Origin of the sequence: Halalkalibacter akibai JCM 9157, assembly GCF_000513135.1 — a bacterium.
Taxonomy (GTDB): domain Bacteria; phylum Bacillota; class Bacilli; order Bacillales; family Bacillaceae_D; genus Halalkalibacter; species Halalkalibacter akibai.
The window spans coordinates 1-16,472 of the sequence record NZ_BAUV01000034.1 but is presented as its reverse complement, the minus strand read 5'-3'; the positions used below and the strand labels follow the sequence as shown (position 1 = coordinate 16,472).

Here is a 16,472-nt window from a genome sequence, read left to right as displayed (position 1 = left end):
TCCTCTTTTCGTACTTCTGTGTCCTATTTTAGCAGATTTCATGTCACATAAGCTCTAGCAAGTTTAGGAAGAAATGTTCGAACATGCTATAATAAGGGCGCTAATGAAAGGACGGAGTTAAAAAATGAAACAAAAACATGAAACAAATACAGTAAACATGAAAATAGGCCAACAATTTCCTTTAACGATTAAACGTCTCGGAATTAACGGGGAAGGCGTCGGTTATTATAAGCGACAAGTTGTTTTTGTTCCTGGAGCACTGCCTGGCGAAGAGGTCGTTGCTGAAGTGACAAAAGCAAGTCCACGTTTTTCTGAAGCGAAAATGATAAAAATACGTAAGCAGTCAAAAGAACGAATAAAACCGCCTTGCCCGATTTACCAAGAATGTGGCGGGTGTCAGCTTCAACATATGAATTATCAAGCGACGCTGCGTGAGAAAAGAGATATTGTTAAGCAAGCATTTGAACGTCATACGAAGATCGCTTTAACCGATGAAATGCTCCGGGAAACGATTGGAATGGAAAATCCGTGGGATTATCGCAATAAAAGTCAGTTACAATTAGGAAAAAAGGGTAAAGATGTTATAGCAGGGCTTTATGCGTTAAATTCTCATCACTTAATTGACTTGTCTGATTGTAAAGTCCAACACGAATCAACGAATAAAGTAACACAAGTAGTAAAACAAATTTTAGCGGATCTTAATGTTCCGATTTATAATGAGCGAAAGCATTCAGGAATTGTTCGCACGGTTGTAACGAGAGTTGGTTTTGAAACTGGACAAGTTCAAGTGGTTCTTGTCACGAAGGAAGAGAACCTCCCTAAAAAAGAAGCGATCGTTGCAGAAATAAAAAGACGGTTACCAGAAGTGAACTCTATTGTTCAAAATGTAAACAGTCAGAAAACCTCGCTCATCTTCGGAGAAAAAACGATTCATTTAGCTGGAGAAGAAGCGATTGAAGAAAAGTTAGGTGAGTTATCTTTTTCTTTATCAGCGCGCGCATTTTTTCAATTAAACCCAACGCAAACCGTTAAATTATACAATGTTGTAAAAGAAGCAGCGGAGTTAACAGGTAAAGAAAAAATAGTCGATGCGTATTGTGGAGTTGGAACGATTGGATTATGGCTTGCTAAAGAAGCAGCAGAAGTCCGTGGAATGGACATCATTCCAGCTGCGATTGATGATGCGAGAGAAAATGCAAAGAAACATGGTTTCACTCATGCTAGCTATGAAGTAGGAAAAGCTGAGGAATTGTTACCACGTTGGAAAAAAGAAGGATGGAAGCCTGATGTCGTGATTGTAGACCCACCTCGAACAGGTTGTGATGAAAGGTTACTACAGACGATTATTGAGGTTAAACCGAAGCGTATGGTGTACGTTTCTTGCAATCCATCGACTCTAGCAAAAGACGTAGACCGTTTATCTAAAAAAGGTTATAAAGTGAAATCTGTACAACCAATTGACATGTTTCCGTGGACCGCACAAGTTGAAAGTGTAACGGAGTTAGTGAGGGTGTAAATGATCAAAAAAGCTTTAACGATGATAAAAGCAGAGTGTCTCCCTTTTGGTTTTAAATCGAATTATATTGAAGCTTATAGAAGGTTTTACAATTTACAAGTAAATAGATGCACCCATGAATATGGATATATAGAAGCGAATGGCTATAACTTATTTGTTCAACGTTTTAAGCCAATCAATTCTATTGAGACGGTACTTCTGATACACGGCTACCTAGATCATGCAGCTTCTTTAAATAAAACGATCAATCACTTAGTGAAAAATGGCTATGAAGTCATTTGTTATGATCTGCCAGGTCATGGATTATCAAGTGGAGAGAGAGCAACCATCACCAGTTTCGAAGATTATATAAAAGCTTTGAAAGATCTTTCTGATAAGTTGCTAAGTCATTTAGAGAAACGACCTTTACTTGTTGCACATAGCACGGGTGCCTTGATTGCTTTAGAGTTTATTAGCGAAAACAAACATCTTTTTGCTAAAGTCGCTTTAATTGCTCCTTTATTTCGTCCTTATTTATGGACGGCTTCAAAGGTCGGATTATTTATAACAAAGCCTTTTAGTAAAAAGTTAAAACGTATTTTTCAGATTAATTCACATGATCAACAATATCTAACTTTTACAAAAAGAGATCCATTACAAGAGAAGAAGTTACCAGTTACCTGGCTTTATGCTCTGCAAGCATGGTTGAAAACTCTCAAGCTGAGAAGGAGAGATGATCTTTCCTTTCTAATGATACAGGGGAATTTAGACAAAACCGTTGATCTAAAGCATGGGTTAAAGAAAGTGAAATATTATTATCCGAAAAGTAAAATCATCCTAATGGATAATGGTCATCATCAACTATTAAACGAGAGCCGTGTTATTAGAGAGCAGACGTTTTCTATCTTGCTTAATTATTTAAAAGAGAAATGAGGAGATGCTTTCTGGCTATCGCTCCGGAAATATACTTCGCTTTCCGCGGGCGGCTGGTGAGCCTCCTCGTGCTTCGCACTGTGGGGTCTCACTCTTGCCTTTGATCCCGCAGGAGTCTACGTATATTTCCTCCGCTAAGGTTATGCGTTAAAAATGTTAGAAGCCTTAATTTAAGTTAAAACCAAAGTGAAATGAAGCGGAAGGTACTTGACTCCTGCGGGAAAAGAGGAAAGGGCAAGACCACAGAGCAGCTAATTCAAAGAAGTAGCAATGGCTCCACACGTTGCGCGCCTGCTATGAGAAACCCAATCATAGCAGGCTTAAGAGCATGCAACGGTTCCTCTCATTGCTAAGAGGCCACTGAAAAAGGTGAGAAAACAAACCTTTTTCAGTGACCTTCAGACGAATGTCGTGGGGGCTTGGCAATACCCCTCGGAAAGCAAGTACCTGCAGCGTAATGGAACGGATTCGTTAGAAAGACCCCAAACCACCCCTAATACCACTAGGCTGGAACAAGTAGTTATGTCCCAGCCTTTTACTTATAACGTTCTAATCATCATACCCCCGGGCTCTTTGTTTGTTAATATCCTCAGCTTGTCGATACGCATCAATCATTCCCCAAATCCACATTATTGGGTAAGTAATAAAACCAATAATAATAAACATGAGCATGGCGTTAATAATTTGAATAATCATAAAGGCAATTCCCTTAGCGATTTGTCCGTTATAGATTTGACCTAATCCGCACCAAAGAGCACTTAAGACAGCGGCTAAACCAGCATTTTTAAGAGGCTGAATAGGACCAGTTGACATGTGTGTGACCCCCCTTATAATTAATACCCTCATCCTAAACGTATTACAGAAAAAGAGAATACATGACGGTAATTTACTAGGGAGATGCGAGGTTTTCTGCTATCTAGTTTTTGATCCTATTAAGAAGTCAAATAGTCTTGAACACTAACGACTTTTCCATTCGGAAATGATTCGTTCTCTAACAAATCAACTACAACCTTTGCTACTACAGAAGGTGGAAGCAAATGTCCGTCGTTTTTATAAGCTCTGAATTTTTCAACATCTACAAAGTTGCTTTCATCTGTTGAGCGAATTTGTTCTTGCATTTGTGTGTCCATAATTCCAGGTCCAAACGAACAAATTTGAACAGGATGCTTTGCTTGTAGTTGATCAACTGCTGTATTTTGACTGAAAAGATCTAGTCCTGCTTTGGACGTTCCGTAACAACTCCATCCGTAGATAGGACGTTTGCCGGCACCTGACGAGATATTAATGATTCGCTTCTTACAAGAGAAATCAGTTGTATGTTTCATAAATTCGGATGTTATAATCATAGGTGAGAGAAGGTTTACATGTAGATTTGAAATGATTTCGCTTGAAGTGATCTTGTCGATCGGATTAATTGGGTTCAACATGCCAGCATTGTTAATGAGGTGAATGGAGTCAACGTTATCTTTAATAACGGAGAAAACATCTTTCATTAGCTCGTCAATGTGATCGACGTTTTCTAAATCATAAGCGAAAAAGTAAAGAGGTACATCATGACGTTTTGCTAACTCTTCTAGTTCAACGTTACGAGAGCGGGCAATACAGCAAACAGCAATCTCTTTTTCGGTTAGTAGTTGTTTAACAATGGCTTCACCAAGCCCTTTTGAACTTCCAGTAATCACAACATATTTCATCGTATACCCCCTTGATAGGTAAATGATCGTTACATACATATTTGATAAATCTTGATCAGTAGTAAGAATGAAGGAGTGATAATATGGATCTTTATAAAGCTCATTTTATTCATCCACATACACATGTCCCACTAATTGTTTATTATAACAAAAGCGATGGGTATGTCACATTTGAAAAAGACAATGAAGTGTTAGCTCTTTTATTAAAATTAGATGGTGAATTAGCCGAAGATGAGCGGTTTCTGAAGAACGTCAGCCAAGTTTCGAATATGTGTTCAACTCAATACCCTGTGAACACATTTAGCGATGTGTATGATTTTTTAGAGCAGTTAGGGATTTCCAAAGAAGAGCTAACGTTTAAACAGCTTTTTCTCCATTAATGCGGATGAGGAGAGGTAAAATGAAAATAGTCATCACATGTAAGTTGCCAGAAGAGTTACTGAAGTCTATTAAGGAAAAGTTTGAGGTTGTGATGTCTGAAGTCGAGAACGGACCGATGCCTCGTGAGCAATTACTTCAGGAAATAACAGATGCAGAAGGATTATTTACAAATGTTGCTGATAAAATAGACAAGGAATTGTTTGAGAAAGCGAAGCAGCTAAAAGTGATCAGCACAATGGCTGTAGGCTATGACAACATTGACCTAGAAGAAGCGAGAAAAAGAAATATACTTGTTGGACATACGCCAGGTGTTCTAACAGAGGCAACTGCCGATTTAACATTTGCCTTGTTAATGGCAACCGGAAGAAGAGTGGTGGAAGCAGCGAATGTGATCAAAGAGGATGCTTGGAAAAGCTGGGGACCATTTTTTCTAACGGGACAAGAAGTGTATGGCAAAACGATTGGGATTATCGGGATGGGGAGAATTGGTCTCGGTGTTGCGAAGAGAGCGAAAGGATTTTCGATGGAGATCTTATACCATAATCGAAGCCGCAATGAAGAAGCGGAAAATGAAGTAGGCGCTATCTACAAAGAGTTTGAAGAACTCTTACAGCAATCCGATTATGTTGTTCTGCTCGCACCATCCACACCTGAAACGTACCATATGTTTAGTACGGAACAATTCAAAATGATGAAGTCGACAGCTGTATTCATTAATACGTCTAGAGGTTCGAATGTAGATGAGAAGGCTTTATATGAAGCATTAAAAGCAAAAGAAATCTGGGCAGCGGGCCTAGACGTATTTGAAGTAGAACCGATTAGCTCGGAACACCCATTGTTACAGCTAGAAAATGTAACAGCGTTACCTCATATCGGCAGTGCAGCAATTGAGACGAGAGTCGCGATGGCGCGTCTTGCTTTTAAAAATCTTGTAAATGGATTAGAGGGTAGGGCGCTTGTTCATCAGGTGAAGTGAAACTAAAGTATTAAGAATAAAAGCAAGCTCCTTTTAAGATTGTTATACGCGTTCTTCACATGTTCGTTGCATTGCGCTTCAGCCACTCGCTTTCAAGGCCACTAAAAAAAGGGGAAACCACCCTTTTTCAGTATCGGGTTCAGTTTTGGGAGGGAAAACATTAATTCACAGGTCATTACATTTAACACTCCAATCCAAAACGAATTAATACTACAACTAGTATACAAAATAAGCAGATAATTCACTAATGCTTCCGTTTGAAAATTAGAGTAGTACACTTGTCATAATCAAGTAATGAGTGATAGTAGAATAAGCGGAGATTTTTCGGTTAAATGTAGAATAGAGCTCATTGGAGGCATAAATAGGGGGAGTTTTTCCGGTTATACAAAGAAAAGTTACCCATTTTCAGATTTTCTGAATCAATAGGCGGGATCTCTCCGCCTATTTAAGCTATTTTCATTGCTAATTATTAATTAAGGGGAATCTCTCCGCTTATTTATAAGATTGGGTTTTTAACCTTTTCCCTAAAAAGATAAGAGTAGCCTCTCCTGAACCATCGGGGAGGGGGCCAAACCTCCACGGCTAGGCCCGTGGGTCTCGCCCTTATCCCTAGGTCCCGCAGGAATCGAGTGGATTCCGCTCCATTTCACTACGAGTAAATACAACGGTAACAGTCATTTCATAAACAGCCTTTTAAAAAATAGTAGTCACGTGAGTAATATCGGCTAATAAGAATGTTATTCAGAAGTGAACTTTAGTGCTACTCATGGAGAGTCTAAGGAGTGTCTGCGATCGCTAATAAGCTGAAAAGTTTCGCTAATAAAAGTGTGATCGCTATTAAAATTGCGATTTCGCTATTAAGTGAATTTTTCACTTTTAGGAGGAGAACCGCTTCGCTCTCTATATTGAGAGCAAAGTAAAAGCACCGCCCTACTGCGGTGCTCCTACTCATATTTTCTTAATCCTCATCCACCGGATAAACACCATTCTCATCATGTACTTCTCTTCCTGTAATAGGAGGGTTGAATACACAAACCATGCGCATGTCGCCTTTTTCACTTGCGCGAAGTAGGTGCTCATCGTTTTTATCTAATACATAAATTTCGTCTTTTTTGATTGGCCATACTTTACCGTCTGCTAGCGTTTCTACTTCACCTTCGCCCTCGATACAATATACCGATTCAAGGTGGTTTTGGTACCAGATGTGAGTTTCTGTACCAGCTTTAATAATCGTGTCATGAACAGAGTAACCCATTCCGTCCTTTTTTAAGACAAGACGACGGCTAACCCAATTGCCACCATCTACTTCTTGATCTGTTCCTAAAACATCTGCTAATTTTACGACTTTCATCTATAAAACCTCCTATTAATTTATAAGTTGTATGTAGAGGAGGGGATGAACCTCCTCATATGAGTTCACTTAAGAGATCACTAACTCTTTTGCTCCAAGAACAGCTTTTACACTGTCTTCAATAATTTTAAAGCCTTGTTCTAATCCTTCATTGTCAATCACAAGTGGAGGGAACAGTTTAAACACTTCATCTTTAGGACCTGATGTCTCCATGATCAGACCGCGTTGGAAGGCTTCTTCGGCGATGCTTGCAGCAAGACCTTCGATTTCAGTCGAGATCCCAACCATAAATCCACGTCCGCGTGCTTCACCTTGAAGTTCAGGATATTTTGCGACGATTCCTTCTAAGAAGTTGAAGATTTTTTCTGACTTTTCTTCGATACTCTTCTCAAATTTTGGATCTTCCCAGTAGGATAGGGCAGCGGCTGCGGTTACGAATGCATGGTTATTTCCACGGAATGTACCGTTATGCTCACCAGGCTCCCAAATATCTAAGTCAAGACGAATTAACGTAATCGCAAGTGGCAAGCCATAACCACCGATCGATTTAGACATACAAACAATATCAGGTTTAATTCCCGCTTTTTCAAAGCTAAAGAAGGTTCCAGTACGACCAACACCAGCTTGAACATCGTCAACGATTAGAAGGATTCCCCATCGTTTACAAATCTGTTCAACTCGTTGTAACCACTCGAAACTTGCAGCATTAATACCGCCTTCACCTTGGACTGTCTCGAGGATCATTGCAGCAGGGATATCAACACCACTACCACCATCCTCTAGGAAACGCTCGAGATACTCCAGAGTGTCGAGGTTGTCGTTAACAAAGCTATCATAAGGCATTGTTACAACATTTTGTAATGGAATTCCAGCACCTTTTCGCTTAAAAGCATTACCTGTAACGGAGAGAGCTCCAATTGTCATGCCGTGGAAGCCGTTTGTAAAGCTAATAATATCGGTACGTCCAGTCACTTTACGAGCCAGTTTTAAGGCACTTTCAACCGTATTTGTTCCAGTAGGTCCAGGGAACATAACTTTATATTCAAGGTTTCTTGGTTTTAAGATAACCTCATTAAATTTAGTTAGAAATTCTGCTTTTGGCGCAGTTGCCATATCGAGTGAGTGGGTAATTCCATCACTTAAAATATAATCAACTAGCTTCGCTTTCATCATTGGGTCGTTGTGGCCGTAATTTAACGCACCAGCCCCTGAGAAAAAGTCTAGATATTCAGTTCCTTTTTGGTCCCACATTTTATATCCTTTTGCTTTTGTGAAAACAGTTGGAAAACTACGTACATAGCTACGTACCTCGGATTCAAGCTTCTCAAAAATTGTCATGTCTGTTTGACTCATCTTCTTTTCTCCTCCTATATATACCTATACTAGTAAGTGTATTTATCGTTTTTCACAAATCCCTAGTCTTACTGTTTGTTGTTACTTTTTTATCGGACCTACACGAAACGTTAATTCTTTTTCATGTCCTTCTTCAGGAAACAGATCCTCTGCAAAACATTCACTAATTTCACATTCAGTATGATAACTACGGGCTAAGCTTTGAAATAACGCTTGAGATGCCTCATTTGATGGGGTAACAGTTGCTTCAATAAACGTAACGTCATCACAGAAAGAGCGTTGAACAATTTCTTTAATTAACTTTGAAGCCAACCCTTTTCCTCTTTGTGAAGCGTCTACGCCCACTTGCCAAATGAAAAGAACATCTTGTTTTTCTGGAGGAATAAAAGCAGTGACAAATCCAACAAGTTGATCGTTCTCTTTTGCGACAACACATGTCTCTGCGAAAAACTCACACATCATAATATATTTATAAGCAGAGTTTTGATCCAGTGTTGACTCGTTTACTAATTCCCACATCGCTGCACCATCTTCAACAGTCGGTTTTAAAAATTCAACCGCAGCTGTTTGTGAGAGTGCAGGAGTCATTTGACTTTTAATGTCGGTGTCCCCCTTTTGTGAACTTATTTTGTTTTGTTTACTTTATTTATCATAAGGGGAGTGAGAAAACGACGCAACTTAGGTTAACAGGGATTAATTAGCAAATGAAAGGCTTAGATGGGATTAAGGTTCGTTAGGGCAATGATTGCTGTAAATGCTTCCGAATGGTTAAGTTTTCTAACTAATTGAAAAAGACAGACCAATCGTAACCTTATGAAACCCTTGCTAGAATAGGGGGTTTGGCGGTTGGTAAATTTTGTTGAGATTTTACATAAAAAAAGAAAACAACCCTAAATCGGGCTGTTTTCTTTAGTAAAGTGATAAATACGGTTATGATTTGCTACGATTTGCTGCTCGATCAGCAGCTTTAAATTCTGATCCGTAGTTTACTTCTTGAGCTTTTCGTAACGTTTTACGTTCATCTTGAGCACGACGTTTTTTACTTTCCATACTGATCACCACTTTCAATAAGAGTAGTATCATTATGGTCTAAAGTGAGCTAAGTTAATCGCCTATGCTTCTTTTATTTCAAGAGAAACTTCTTGCTCTGTTCTCATGAGGTGAAGGTGATATTGATCTTTTTCAATTTGAAAAAGGTTATACACATCTTGGTTAGCATTTATTTGTTCGTACACATCACGTCTGAAGTCATTTGCAAGAGAACAATAAGGTAATTTGCTTGCTGCCATAAAGGAACGAACATTTTCCTTACGAATACGCATGAAGACAGTTTGAATGTCACAGGAAAAAAACAACTCATCAAAGAAAGCATCCTTCGCCACTTTGTTGTACCCTTTACCAAAGTAGGGCTTTCCGATCCATGTTCCTAAAAAGCCACTATTGTTTGAGATATCAAATAAATTAATCGTCCCAATCGGTGCGCCCCACTCATCAACAATAGTGCGGGAGATGAGTTCGCCGCGTTCTTCAGCTTCAATTGTCTGTTTTGTTAAGAATACATATTCGTCATATGAATAAGCCTTTTGACGAACGAATGGAAACACTGCCGGGTCCACTAACAATTCAAACAAAGCATGACAATCAGCGACGTCTCGTTTTTTCAAAATCATAAAAAGCCCTCCTTTTTTTGAGGGCAGAAAGATAGTACCACCCTCGAATTTAATAGTCGTTCATATCAAATTCGGGGTGGGAATCGAACCCACTAGAACCAGCCTTGCTGGTGGCGCACCAATTGCCTTCCCAATGCTTATATAATTGTTTATAAAGCGATATTGGGGATTCTAACGTGTTTATGCTAATGAAATGATCTGCTCATTTAATAATACGCTCAAATACTCTTGAATCCTTTTATATATTAAATGTTTTTTTGAAAAAAAGATACCTCTTTTTTTAAAAAAATTTGTGAAAAAAACTACCAAATTTTAAAGGGATTTTAAAGAAATTTTCAAGTTTTCAATAAGTTTGTTAAGGCTGGTTCTAAAGCAGGATATGAGTAACGGAAACCATGTGTTTTTGCTTTCTCAGGTATAACTTTTTGCCCATCTAAAACAAGCGTACTCATCTCACCTAGCAACACCTTTAAAGCGAAAGAGGGAGTAGGCAACCAATGAGGTCGGTTGATGACACGAGAAATGATTTTTCCGAATTCACTCATTTGATATGGTTCTGGAGCTGTTACGTTAAAAGGACCTGAAATCTCTTGATTTTCAAGGGCAAACTCAAACATTCGAACAGCGTCATCAATATGAATCCAGCTTAACCATTGTTTCCCGTCACCGAGAGATCCACCGGCAAAAAGTCGGTAAGGAAGAAGCATACGTGGCAGTGCACCTTCCTGCCGATCAAGAACGACACCTAAACGGCAATAAACGACTCGAACCCCGTACTCACTTGCTTTTTGAGCTTCTTTTTCCCAGGCTTGAACAACCGTCGATAGAAAATTGTCTTCAACAGGAGCAGAAGCCTCGTTAAATGTCTCCGTATAAGAATTGCCATAATACCCAATGGCAGACGCGTTCACAAGGACTGATGGTTTCTTTGAAAGCTGTTTAATAAGGTCGGTTAACGCTTGTGTTGATTGAATGCGACTTTGTAAAATACGATTTTTGCGCTCCGTCGTCCATCTACCAGAGCCGATTGATTCACCAGCTAAATTGATAATAGCGTCAATTCCTTCAAGTTCTTGAATCGACGAGTCGTCCGGTTGAAGCCATTTTACATAACGGACATTTGATTGTACTGGTCTATTGGAAGGATCTCTTGTTAAAATATAGATGGAATGACCTTTGGCCGTAAGTAATGTTGTTAACTTAGACCCTATAAAACCAGTGCCGCCTGCAATCGCAATTTTCATCTTGTCTCCTCCAATATGATATTTTTACCTATAGTGTACGTCTAAATAAAATGACATTGCAAAATTAAAGAAAAAGAGGTGACATGAGTGGCAGTTATTTCAAAAATTACAGTTCAGAAAAAAAATAAGAGTCGCTATAACCTGTTTCTCAGTAGAGGACGCGGGGAAGAGTATGCCTTAAGTGTCGATGAAGATCTTCTATTAAAGCACGGGTTGAAAAAAGGACTTGAGCTAGATGAAGAAAAGTTAATTCAGCTTATTAATGAAGATGAAAAAAAGAAAGCTTATTTCTTAGCTATTAATTTTTTATCTTACCGAATGAGATCAGTCGATGAGATTCGAGTATATCTTCGAAAAAAGGAAAAAGAAGAGCAGCACATTGATGAGGTTATAAAAGAATTACTTGAAAAAAAACTACTTGATGATCAAGAGTTTGCTTCTTCTTATGTTCGCTCTAAACAGTTAACGGTCTTGAAGGGCCCGATGAAATTAAAGCAAGAACTCATTCAAAAAGGCGTCCAAGAATCCGTCATCGAAAGAGCGCTTGAGCAATTCACTAAGAGTGACCAAATAGAAGCAATGGTAAAGTGGCTTGAAAAACAAAACACAACAAGTGCTAAAAAATCAAATCAAGCATTAAAAGAGAAATTATCGATTCAATTGCAATCAAAGGGATTTAGTCGTGATGCGATAAAAGAAGCGGTTAGGCAGGTCGATCTAGAAAATGATAAAGAAGAAGAATGGGAAGCTATTTGTTTTCAAGGAGACAAAGTGAAAAGAAAATTGGAAGGCAAATATCCAGATTGGGAGTTTAAACAGAGAGTGAAGCAAAACCTTTACCGAAAAGGATTTCCAATGGACTTAATCGAACGTTACATCAATAGTATAGATCAACTAGAGTAAAGAGAGCATAGAATGTTCTCTTTTTTTTGTGGTGGTATTTGTAAAAATGAGCAAGATAACGGATAGGGAGAGATTAATTCAAAAGGAAGTTGCTGATGTTAATACTTGTTGCTTTAACACCTATTTTATCTGTTTTACTCTTTTTAGTCATTTTGCGAATGCCTGCGATGAAGGCAATGCCGATTAGTTTAATCGTTACTTTGCTTGTTGCGTATACTTTATGGAAAGTTCCGTTCGTTCAGTTAATGGCAGCGTTTATTGAAGGTCTATTAATTGGCTTATCTATTTTATATATTGTGTTCGGTGCGATTTTGTTATTAAATACGCTTCAAGCTAGTGGAGCTATTGATACGATTCGTAACCGCTTCTTAAAAATTAGTAATGATCGCCGTGTGCAAGTGATCCTGATCGCTTGGTTGTTTGGTGCCTTTATTGAAGGAGCGGCTGGCTTTGGAACACCCGCTGCCATAGCAGCTCCTTTGCTTGTAGCACTTGGATTTCCGCCGTTAGCTGCCGTAGTGCTAGCGTTAATTGCCGATAGCAGTCCTGTTTCGTTTGGAGCAGTAGGAACACCGATTATTGTGGGCGTTCACCAAGGCTTACAAGAAGGGCCAGCTCTTGCCCCAGTAGCTGCTGCTTATTTAATGAATATAGAGATCACAGACTTTCTACGGTTAGTGTCAGCTCAAGTAATGCGAATAGACGTGATTGTAGGAACGTTTATGCCACTCATCATCGTGTTGATATTAACGAGGTTTTTTGGTGAAAACAGGTCATGGAAAGAAGGCCTGGTCATGTGGAAATTTGCGATTTTGGCAGGCTTGAGTTTTACCGTGCCGGCTTTGGTCGTTGCTACTTTTATAGGACCTGAATTTCCTGCGATCATAGGCGGATTAACAGGATTAGTCTTGGTTTTGCTCGCTTTAAAAAAACGCTGGTTTCTGCCGGCTGAATCTTGGGATTTTGGGGAGACTTCGACTTGGAATACAGATTGGTTAGGGTCATTTACGATTAAGCCTAAGCTTGAAATAGAAAGATTATCATTGCTACAAGCATGGGTGCCTTATTTACTTTTAGGATTGATTTTAGTGATAACCCGGTTAGACATCTTGCCGGTTAAACAATGGTTGTTAACGTTTATTGTTGGGTGGGAAAACATTCTTGGTACAACGATTAGCGCAAATTTTCAACCATTGTATTTACCTGGCACGGTATTTTTAGTCGTAGTTCTGTTAACCTTCTTTTTACACCGAATGAAAGCAGGAGAGCTTGGTCACGCTTTGTTTGTGTCAAGTAAGGCACTTGTTGGTACTGCGATCACGCTATTTACCGCTGTTCCACTTGTTCGAATTTTTATTAATTCTGGTGTTAATGAAGCCGGGTTAGAGAGTATGCCTGTTGAGTTGGCTTATCAAGCTTCATCCTATTTAGGGGGAGTTTGGCCTTTCGTTGCGCCCTTTATTGGAGCACTAGGTTCTTTCATTTCAGGAAGTGCAACTTTTAGTAATATGATGTTTTCTCTGTTTCAGTTTAATGTAGCTGATCAAAGTCAATTAGATCCTTTATTAGTGTTAGGGTTGCAAGTTCTGGGAGCAAACGCTGGTAATATGATTTGTGTCGTGAACGTGGTGGCTGCTGCCTCTGTTGTTGGGTTGGTTGGAAAAGAAGGGACGATCATTCGCATGACAATGCTTCCCATGCTTTATTACGCAGGCTTTGCAGGTGTTATTGGCTTACTATTAGCTTATTTATAAGCAATTCTTTGTCTGTTACGCTTGATTCATCTATAATATAGGTGGATGAAAAGAGAGGGATGAATTTAATGGAGCCAGAAAAAAGATTTAGCCAAATGACTGAGTTCGAATTGCGAACAGAAATAGCTAGGTTAAATGAAAAAGCGAAAAAAGCCGAACAGATGGGGATGTCGAGTGAGTTTGCTGTTTACGAACGCCGTGTGCTGTTAGCAAAAGCTTATTTACTTAATCCAGAAGACTTCAAACCAGGAACTGAATATAAAATAGAAGGCGGCTCTTCGTTTAAGATTTCTTACATGAATGGCTACTTCGCCTGGGGATATCGAGATAATAGCCCAACATTAGAAGGAGTTCCGATCTCGTTGTTTCTTAATGAAGAAGGAGAAGCCTAATTAGACTTCTCCTTGGAACGTTATCTTTGTTCAGCTTTTCTGTGTAACCGGACTTTAATATCCGTTTGACTCATTTGTGTCTCGCCACCAATTTGCTTAGAAGCATGTTTTGGTTTCGCGCGAGGCGAGTCAAATGGACTTTTATACTCTGTGTCATAACTGAACTTATTTCTCTCCTTACCCATAGCAGGCACCTCCAGAAACGTTGGATTAATTACACATACTAATTGCTCGTATCACCGTCGCTATTTCTCATGCGCTCTCGTGGTCGAGTATTCACACTTAAATCAGCTCGTTTTGATTCGTTTTTATTACGAATATCGTTTGGTGATCTCCCCTCGAACTTGATGTGATTTGGGAAGCCTTTTGCTTTGTTCCGCATTTGGTAACCCTCCCTTCCAACGTGTTCAACAATAGTATGAACCAAGCTGATTAAGTTATAAGACGTAAAGATTGTTAAAGGAGGAAAGAAAAATGGAAGACAGGTTTAAACGTTTAACGGAACAATTGCTTTCGGTGAATTCAGATATTAGTGCAGCTCAAGCGAGAACTTGGGTTGAAAGCTTATGGGAAGATTTTGAAACGACACGTGCTAAAGGTGGATGGAGCTACCAAGGGCAAGATGTTACCGAACAAATTGTCGCAAAATGGATTTTGCAATATGGCCCAAGGCTGCATCAATACGCACCAACGAAAGAGAAATTTTCACATTTAAATAAAGATGATAATCAGGTGAATCATTAGAGGAAGCTGTTCCGTTCCATTGCGCTGCAGGCACTTGCTTTCCGCGGGGAGAAAGCCAAGCCCCCACGACTTCGTCAGTGTGGTCTTGCCCTTTCCTCTCTTCCCGCAGGAGTCAAGTGCCTTCCGCTCCATTCCACTAGCTGGAATTTTAATATCTATCCTTTATTTGTTTAGGGGAAAAACTGAAAAAGCCTGTAACTACCTCTCGACAAGGTAAGTTACAGGCTTCTTTTTTATTCTGTTACGATGTTTAACTTTTTCTGAAGTGTTTCTTCACTAAAGACCCATCCTGTGTATGAGCTGAGTATGTTTAACTCAGGGTCTAATTTCACGATCGCGACAAACGGGTAGTGACCTTTGCTGCGATATCTTAAGTCAACAAAACGAACTTCAGTGATATCATCCTGTTCTTCGATTTCCCAGCGGTATGTTGGTGAAAAAGATAAAAACGCAGACAGGTTAGGATCTTTACGAGCCGCATTAATAACGGGAATATCAGGAATAGGATCAAATGAATATTGTTCAAAATAGTCAATTTGATGATTACGTGACTCCGTTACATATAACACGTCTGGCGTTCTAATAACAACATGCCATTGATTCCATCTGATTGTTGGAGAAACAAAAACATGAGTAGCATCTGGATGAAGCTTTTTCGCATGAGCCACAACGCGTCCTTTTTCACTAACCCTCCAAATATAATAAGCAATCAACACAAGATAAAGAACAAGAATGGTTCTCCCTGGTGGAAGACCTAGTGCCCAAAAAGCAAAAGCAGCCAAATGACTAAAGAAAATAAATGGATCAAAAATGTTAATCACACCTAAAGCAATCCATCTGTTCGAAAAAGGCCGTAATGCCTGAGTTCCATACGCATTAAAAATATCAACAAATACATGAAGAAAAACAGCTATAAACGACCAAAGCAAGACAGGTAACCAATTCGTCTCAGGGGTCAAAAAGAGAATGCCGCTTGTAATGAGAAGAGGCCATAATAAGACTGCCGGTATAGAGTGAGTGATCCCACGATGATTTCTTATGTACACTGCATTGTTTCTTAATTTTAAAATGGTATCAAAATCGGGTGCTTGAGAGCCAATAATCGTGGCAATCATAATCGATGTTGGCAGTAATGGATCATTGGCAATTGTCGGGTCTAAAGTGGCAAGACCTCCAAGAGAAATCCCCATCACTACGTGAGTACCTGTGTCCATTGCATAAGACCTCCTCGTTGTTTTGGTTTTACCAAGTGGGATGAGAATGGGCTTGGTTGGTGGTACTTTGTTTCAGTACGTGAGTCGGTAGAAAGTGAGCTGTGGTGGCAATCGTTGTGCTTGTTGCTGTCCAGCTAATAGGTGAAAACCGACTGTGGTGCAAGTTGATTCAGCTCTTTTGAGCTGGTTAGAGAATGAAGTTTGGTAGTGGCAATGGCTTCGCTCGTTGCTGTTCAAACAAATAGGTTAAAACCGACCGTACTGTGCAGATAAAAAGTGCTGCTAAATAGGGTAGAGAAACCGAGCTTGGGTATGGGGCAATGGCTCCGCTCATTGCTGTTCACCCAAATAGGTAAAAACCGACCGTG

19 protein-coding genes are annotated in these 16,472 nt (G+C 39.5%); 8 read left to right on the top strand and 11 right to left on the bottom strand.

The genetic code is table 11. The features are described from left to right. The first annotated feature begins 124 nt into the window (after nucleotides 1-124). The gene (gene rlmD, locus JCM9157_RS16280) at nucleotides 125-1,516 is read left to right on the top strand and encodes a 23S rRNA (uracil(1939)-C(5))-methyltransferase RlmD (RefSeq protein ID WP_035666385.1); all 1,392 of its coding nucleotides are present in this window, start codon (nucleotides 125-127) and stop codon (nucleotides 1,514-1,516) included. After that, nucleotides 1,517-2,428 (top strand): alpha/beta hydrolase, encoded by a 912-nt coding sequence (locus tag JCM9157_RS16275; RefSeq protein WP_035666384.1) that lies wholly within the window; start codon nucleotides 1,517-1,519, stop codon nucleotides 2,426-2,428. Between the two features lie 549 nt (nucleotides 2,429-2,977). Here the strand turns inward: JCM9157_RS16275 and JCM9157_RS16270 are convergent. Both JCM9157_RS16270 and JCM9157_RS16265 read right to left on the bottom strand, forming a co-directional pair. Further along, entirely contained in the window at nucleotides 2,978-3,241 is a 264-nt protein-coding gene (locus tag JCM9157_RS16270) for a hypothetical protein (RefSeq protein WP_035666383.1), read from the bottom strand. A 119-nt stretch (nucleotides 3,242-3,360) separates the two neighbouring features. Further along, complete coding sequence (locus tag JCM9157_RS16265; protein ID WP_035666382.1) at nucleotides 3,361-4,122, bottom strand: (S)-benzoin forming benzil reductase; 762 nt, start codon at nucleotides 4,120-4,122, stop codon at nucleotides 3,361-3,363. A gap of 83 nt (nucleotides 4,123-4,205) precedes the next feature. Here JCM9157_RS16265 and JCM9157_RS16260 point away from each other — a divergent pair, with 83 nt between their 5' ends. Beyond that, a complete protein-coding gene (locus JCM9157_RS16260) occupies nucleotides 4,206-4,502 on the top strand; it encodes a hypothetical protein (protein ID WP_035666381.1) in 297 nt (98 codons plus the stop codon). Between the two features lie 20 nt (nucleotides 4,503-4,522). After that, nucleotides 4,523-5,479, top strand: a complete 957-nt coding sequence (locus JCM9157_RS16255) for a 2-hydroxyacid dehydrogenase (protein ID WP_035666380.1) — start codon at nucleotides 4,523-4,525, stop codon at nucleotides 5,477-5,479. A 958-nt stretch (nucleotides 5,480-6,437) separates the two neighbouring features. Here JCM9157_RS16255 and JCM9157_RS16250 read toward each other — a convergent pair. The 6 genes from JCM9157_RS16250 to JCM9157_RS16230 all read right to left on the bottom strand — a co-directional run bounded on the left by JCM9157_RS16250 (nucleotide 6,438) and on the right by JCM9157_RS16230 (nucleotide 11,097). Continuing rightward, nucleotides 6,438-6,830, bottom strand: coding sequence for an ectoine synthase (locus tag JCM9157_RS16250; RefSeq protein ID WP_035666379.1), 393 nt, complete (start codon nucleotides 6,828-6,830; stop codon nucleotides 6,438-6,440). Nucleotides 6,831-6,899: 69 nt separating this feature from the next. Beyond that, a complete protein-coding gene (gene ectB, locus JCM9157_RS16245; protein WP_035666376.1) occupies nucleotides 6,900-8,183 on the bottom strand; it encodes a diaminobutyrate--2-oxoglutarate transaminase in 1,284 nt (427 codons plus the stop codon). Nucleotides 8,184-8,264: 81 nt separating this feature from the next. Next, nucleotides 8,265-8,771, bottom strand: coding sequence for a diaminobutyrate acetyltransferase (ectA, locus tag JCM9157_RS16240; protein ID WP_035666375.1), 507 nt, complete (start codon nucleotides 8,769-8,771; stop codon nucleotides 8,265-8,267). Nucleotides 8,772-9,113: 342 nt separating this feature from the next. Continuing rightward, nucleotides 9,114-9,233, bottom strand: coding sequence for a YfhE family protein (locus JCM9157_RS24090; RefSeq protein WP_148296901.1), 120 nt, complete (start codon nucleotides 9,231-9,233; stop codon nucleotides 9,114-9,116). 62 nt (nucleotides 9,234-9,295) lie between these two features. Next, nucleotides 9,296-9,850, bottom strand: coding sequence for a GNAT family N-acetyltransferase (locus tag JCM9157_RS16235; RefSeq protein ID WP_035666431.1), 555 nt, complete (start codon nucleotides 9,848-9,850; stop codon nucleotides 9,296-9,298). 338 nt (nucleotides 9,851-10,188) lie between these two features. Continuing rightward, nucleotides 10,189-11,097 (bottom strand): TIGR01777 family oxidoreductase, encoded by a 909-nt coding sequence (locus JCM9157_RS16230; protein ID WP_035666374.1) that lies wholly within the window; start codon nucleotides 11,095-11,097, stop codon nucleotides 10,189-10,191. 87 nt (nucleotides 11,098-11,184) lie between these two features. Here JCM9157_RS16230 and recX point away from each other — a divergent pair, with 87 nt between their 5' ends. The 3 genes from recX (at nucleotide 11,185) to JCM9157_RS16215 (ending at nucleotide 14,146) form a co-directional block, all read left to right on the top strand. Then, nucleotides 11,185-12,000 carry a recombination regulator RecX gene (recX, locus tag JCM9157_RS16225; protein ID WP_035666372.1) on the top strand — a complete coding sequence of 272 codons (816 nt, stop codon included), beginning with the start codon at nucleotides 11,185-11,187 and terminating at the stop codon, nucleotides 11,998-12,000. A gap of 95 nt (nucleotides 12,001-12,095) precedes the next feature. Next, complete coding sequence (locus JCM9157_RS16220; RefSeq protein ID WP_052013199.1) at nucleotides 12,096-13,754, top strand: L-lactate permease; 1,659 nt, start codon at nucleotides 12,096-12,098, stop codon at nucleotides 13,752-13,754. Between the two features lie 68 nt (nucleotides 13,755-13,822). Further along, complete coding sequence (locus tag JCM9157_RS16215) at nucleotides 13,823-14,146, top strand: YfhH family protein (protein WP_173401261.1); 324 nt, start codon at nucleotides 13,823-13,825, stop codon at nucleotides 14,144-14,146. Nucleotides 14,147-14,166: 20 nt separating this feature from the next. On the opposite strand, the gene JCM9157_RS24085 is transcribed toward JCM9157_RS16215, so the two are convergent. Continuing rightward, nucleotides 14,167-14,331, bottom strand: coding sequence for a YpzG family protein (locus JCM9157_RS24085; protein WP_081734217.1), 165 nt, complete (start codon nucleotides 14,329-14,331; stop codon nucleotides 14,167-14,169). Between the two features lie 38 nt (nucleotides 14,332-14,369). Beyond that, nucleotides 14,370-14,528, bottom strand: a complete 159-nt coding sequence (gene sspK, locus JCM9157_RS24080) for a small acid-soluble spore protein K (protein ID WP_081734216.1) — start codon at nucleotides 14,526-14,528, stop codon at nucleotides 14,370-14,372. Nucleotides 14,529-14,620: 92 nt separating this feature from the next. On the opposite strand from sspK, the gene JCM9157_RS16210 reads away from it, so the two are divergent. After that, nucleotides 14,621-14,890 carry a YfhJ family protein gene (locus tag JCM9157_RS16210; RefSeq protein WP_035666367.1) on the top strand — a complete coding sequence of 90 codons (270 nt, stop codon included), beginning with the start codon at nucleotides 14,621-14,623 and terminating at the stop codon, nucleotides 14,888-14,890. Between the two features lie 233 nt (nucleotides 14,891-15,123). Here the strand turns inward: JCM9157_RS16210 and JCM9157_RS16205 are convergent, their stop codons facing one another. Further along, nucleotides 15,124-16,104 (bottom strand): metal-dependent hydrolase, encoded by a 981-nt coding sequence (locus JCM9157_RS16205; protein WP_035666364.1) that lies wholly within the window; start codon nucleotides 16,102-16,104, stop codon nucleotides 15,124-15,126. Nucleotides 16,105-16,472 lie beyond the last annotated feature (368 nt).

Excerpts from the sequence above, each read along its gene's own strand:
- rlmD (WP_035666385.1), top strand. The coding sequence starts at position 125 with ATGAAACAAAAACATGAAACAAATACAGTAAACATGAAAATAGGCCAA.
- JCM9157_RS16275 (WP_035666384.1), top strand. The coding sequence starts at position 1,517 with ATGATCAAAAAAGCTTTAACGATGATAAAAGCAGAGTGTCTCCCTTTT.
- JCM9157_RS16270 (WP_035666383.1), bottom strand. The coding sequence starts at position 3,241 with ATGTCAACTGGTCCTATTCAGCCTCTTAAAAATGCTGGTTTAGCCGCT.
- JCM9157_RS16265 (WP_035666382.1), bottom strand. The coding sequence starts at position 4,122 with ATGAAATATGTTGTGATTACTGGAAGTTCAAAAGGGCTTGGTGAAGCC.
- JCM9157_RS16260 (WP_035666381.1), top strand. The coding sequence starts at position 4,206 with ATGGATCTTTATAAAGCTCATTTTATTCATCCACATACACATGTCCCA.
- JCM9157_RS16255 (WP_035666380.1), top strand. The coding sequence starts at position 4,523 with ATGAAAATAGTCATCACATGTAAGTTGCCAGAAGAGTTACTGAAGTCT.
- JCM9157_RS16250 (WP_035666379.1), bottom strand. The coding sequence starts at position 6,830 with ATGAAAGTCGTAAAATTAGCAGATGTTTTAGGAACAGATCAAGAAGTA.
- ectB (WP_035666376.1), bottom strand. The coding sequence starts at position 8,183 with ATGAGTCAAACAGACATGACAATTTTTGAGAAGCTTGAATCCGAGGTA.
- ectA (WP_035666375.1), bottom strand. The coding sequence starts at position 8,771 with ATGACTCCTGCACTCTCACAAACAGCTGCGGTTGAATTTTTAAAACCG.
- JCM9157_RS24090 (WP_148296901.1), bottom strand. The coding sequence starts at position 9,233 with ATGGAAAGTAAAAAACGTCGTGCTCAAGATGAACGTAAAACGTTACGA.
- JCM9157_RS16230 (WP_035666374.1), bottom strand. The coding sequence starts at position 11,097 with ATGAAAATTGCGATTGCAGGCGGCACTGGTTTTATAGGGTCTAAGTTA.
- JCM9157_RS16220 (WP_052013199.1), top strand. The coding sequence starts at position 12,096 with ATGTTAATACTTGTTGCTTTAACACCTATTTTATCTGTTTTACTCTTT.
- JCM9157_RS16215 (WP_173401261.1), top strand. The coding sequence starts at position 13,823 with ATGGAGCCAGAAAAAAGATTTAGCCAAATGACTGAGTTCGAATTGCGA.
- JCM9157_RS24085 (WP_081734217.1), bottom strand. The coding sequence starts at position 14,331 with ATGGGTAAGGAGAGAAATAAGTTCAGTTATGACACAGAGTATAAAAGT.
- sspK (WP_081734216.1), bottom strand. The coding sequence starts at position 14,528 with ATGCGGAACAAAGCAAAAGGCTTCCCAAATCACATCAAGTTCGAGGGG.
- JCM9157_RS16210 (WP_035666367.1), top strand. The coding sequence starts at position 14,621 with ATGGAAGACAGGTTTAAACGTTTAACGGAACAATTGCTTTCGGTGAAT.
- JCM9157_RS16205 (WP_035666364.1), bottom strand. The coding sequence starts at position 16,104 with ATGGACACAGGTACTCACGTAGTGATGGGGATTTCTCTTGGAGGTCTT.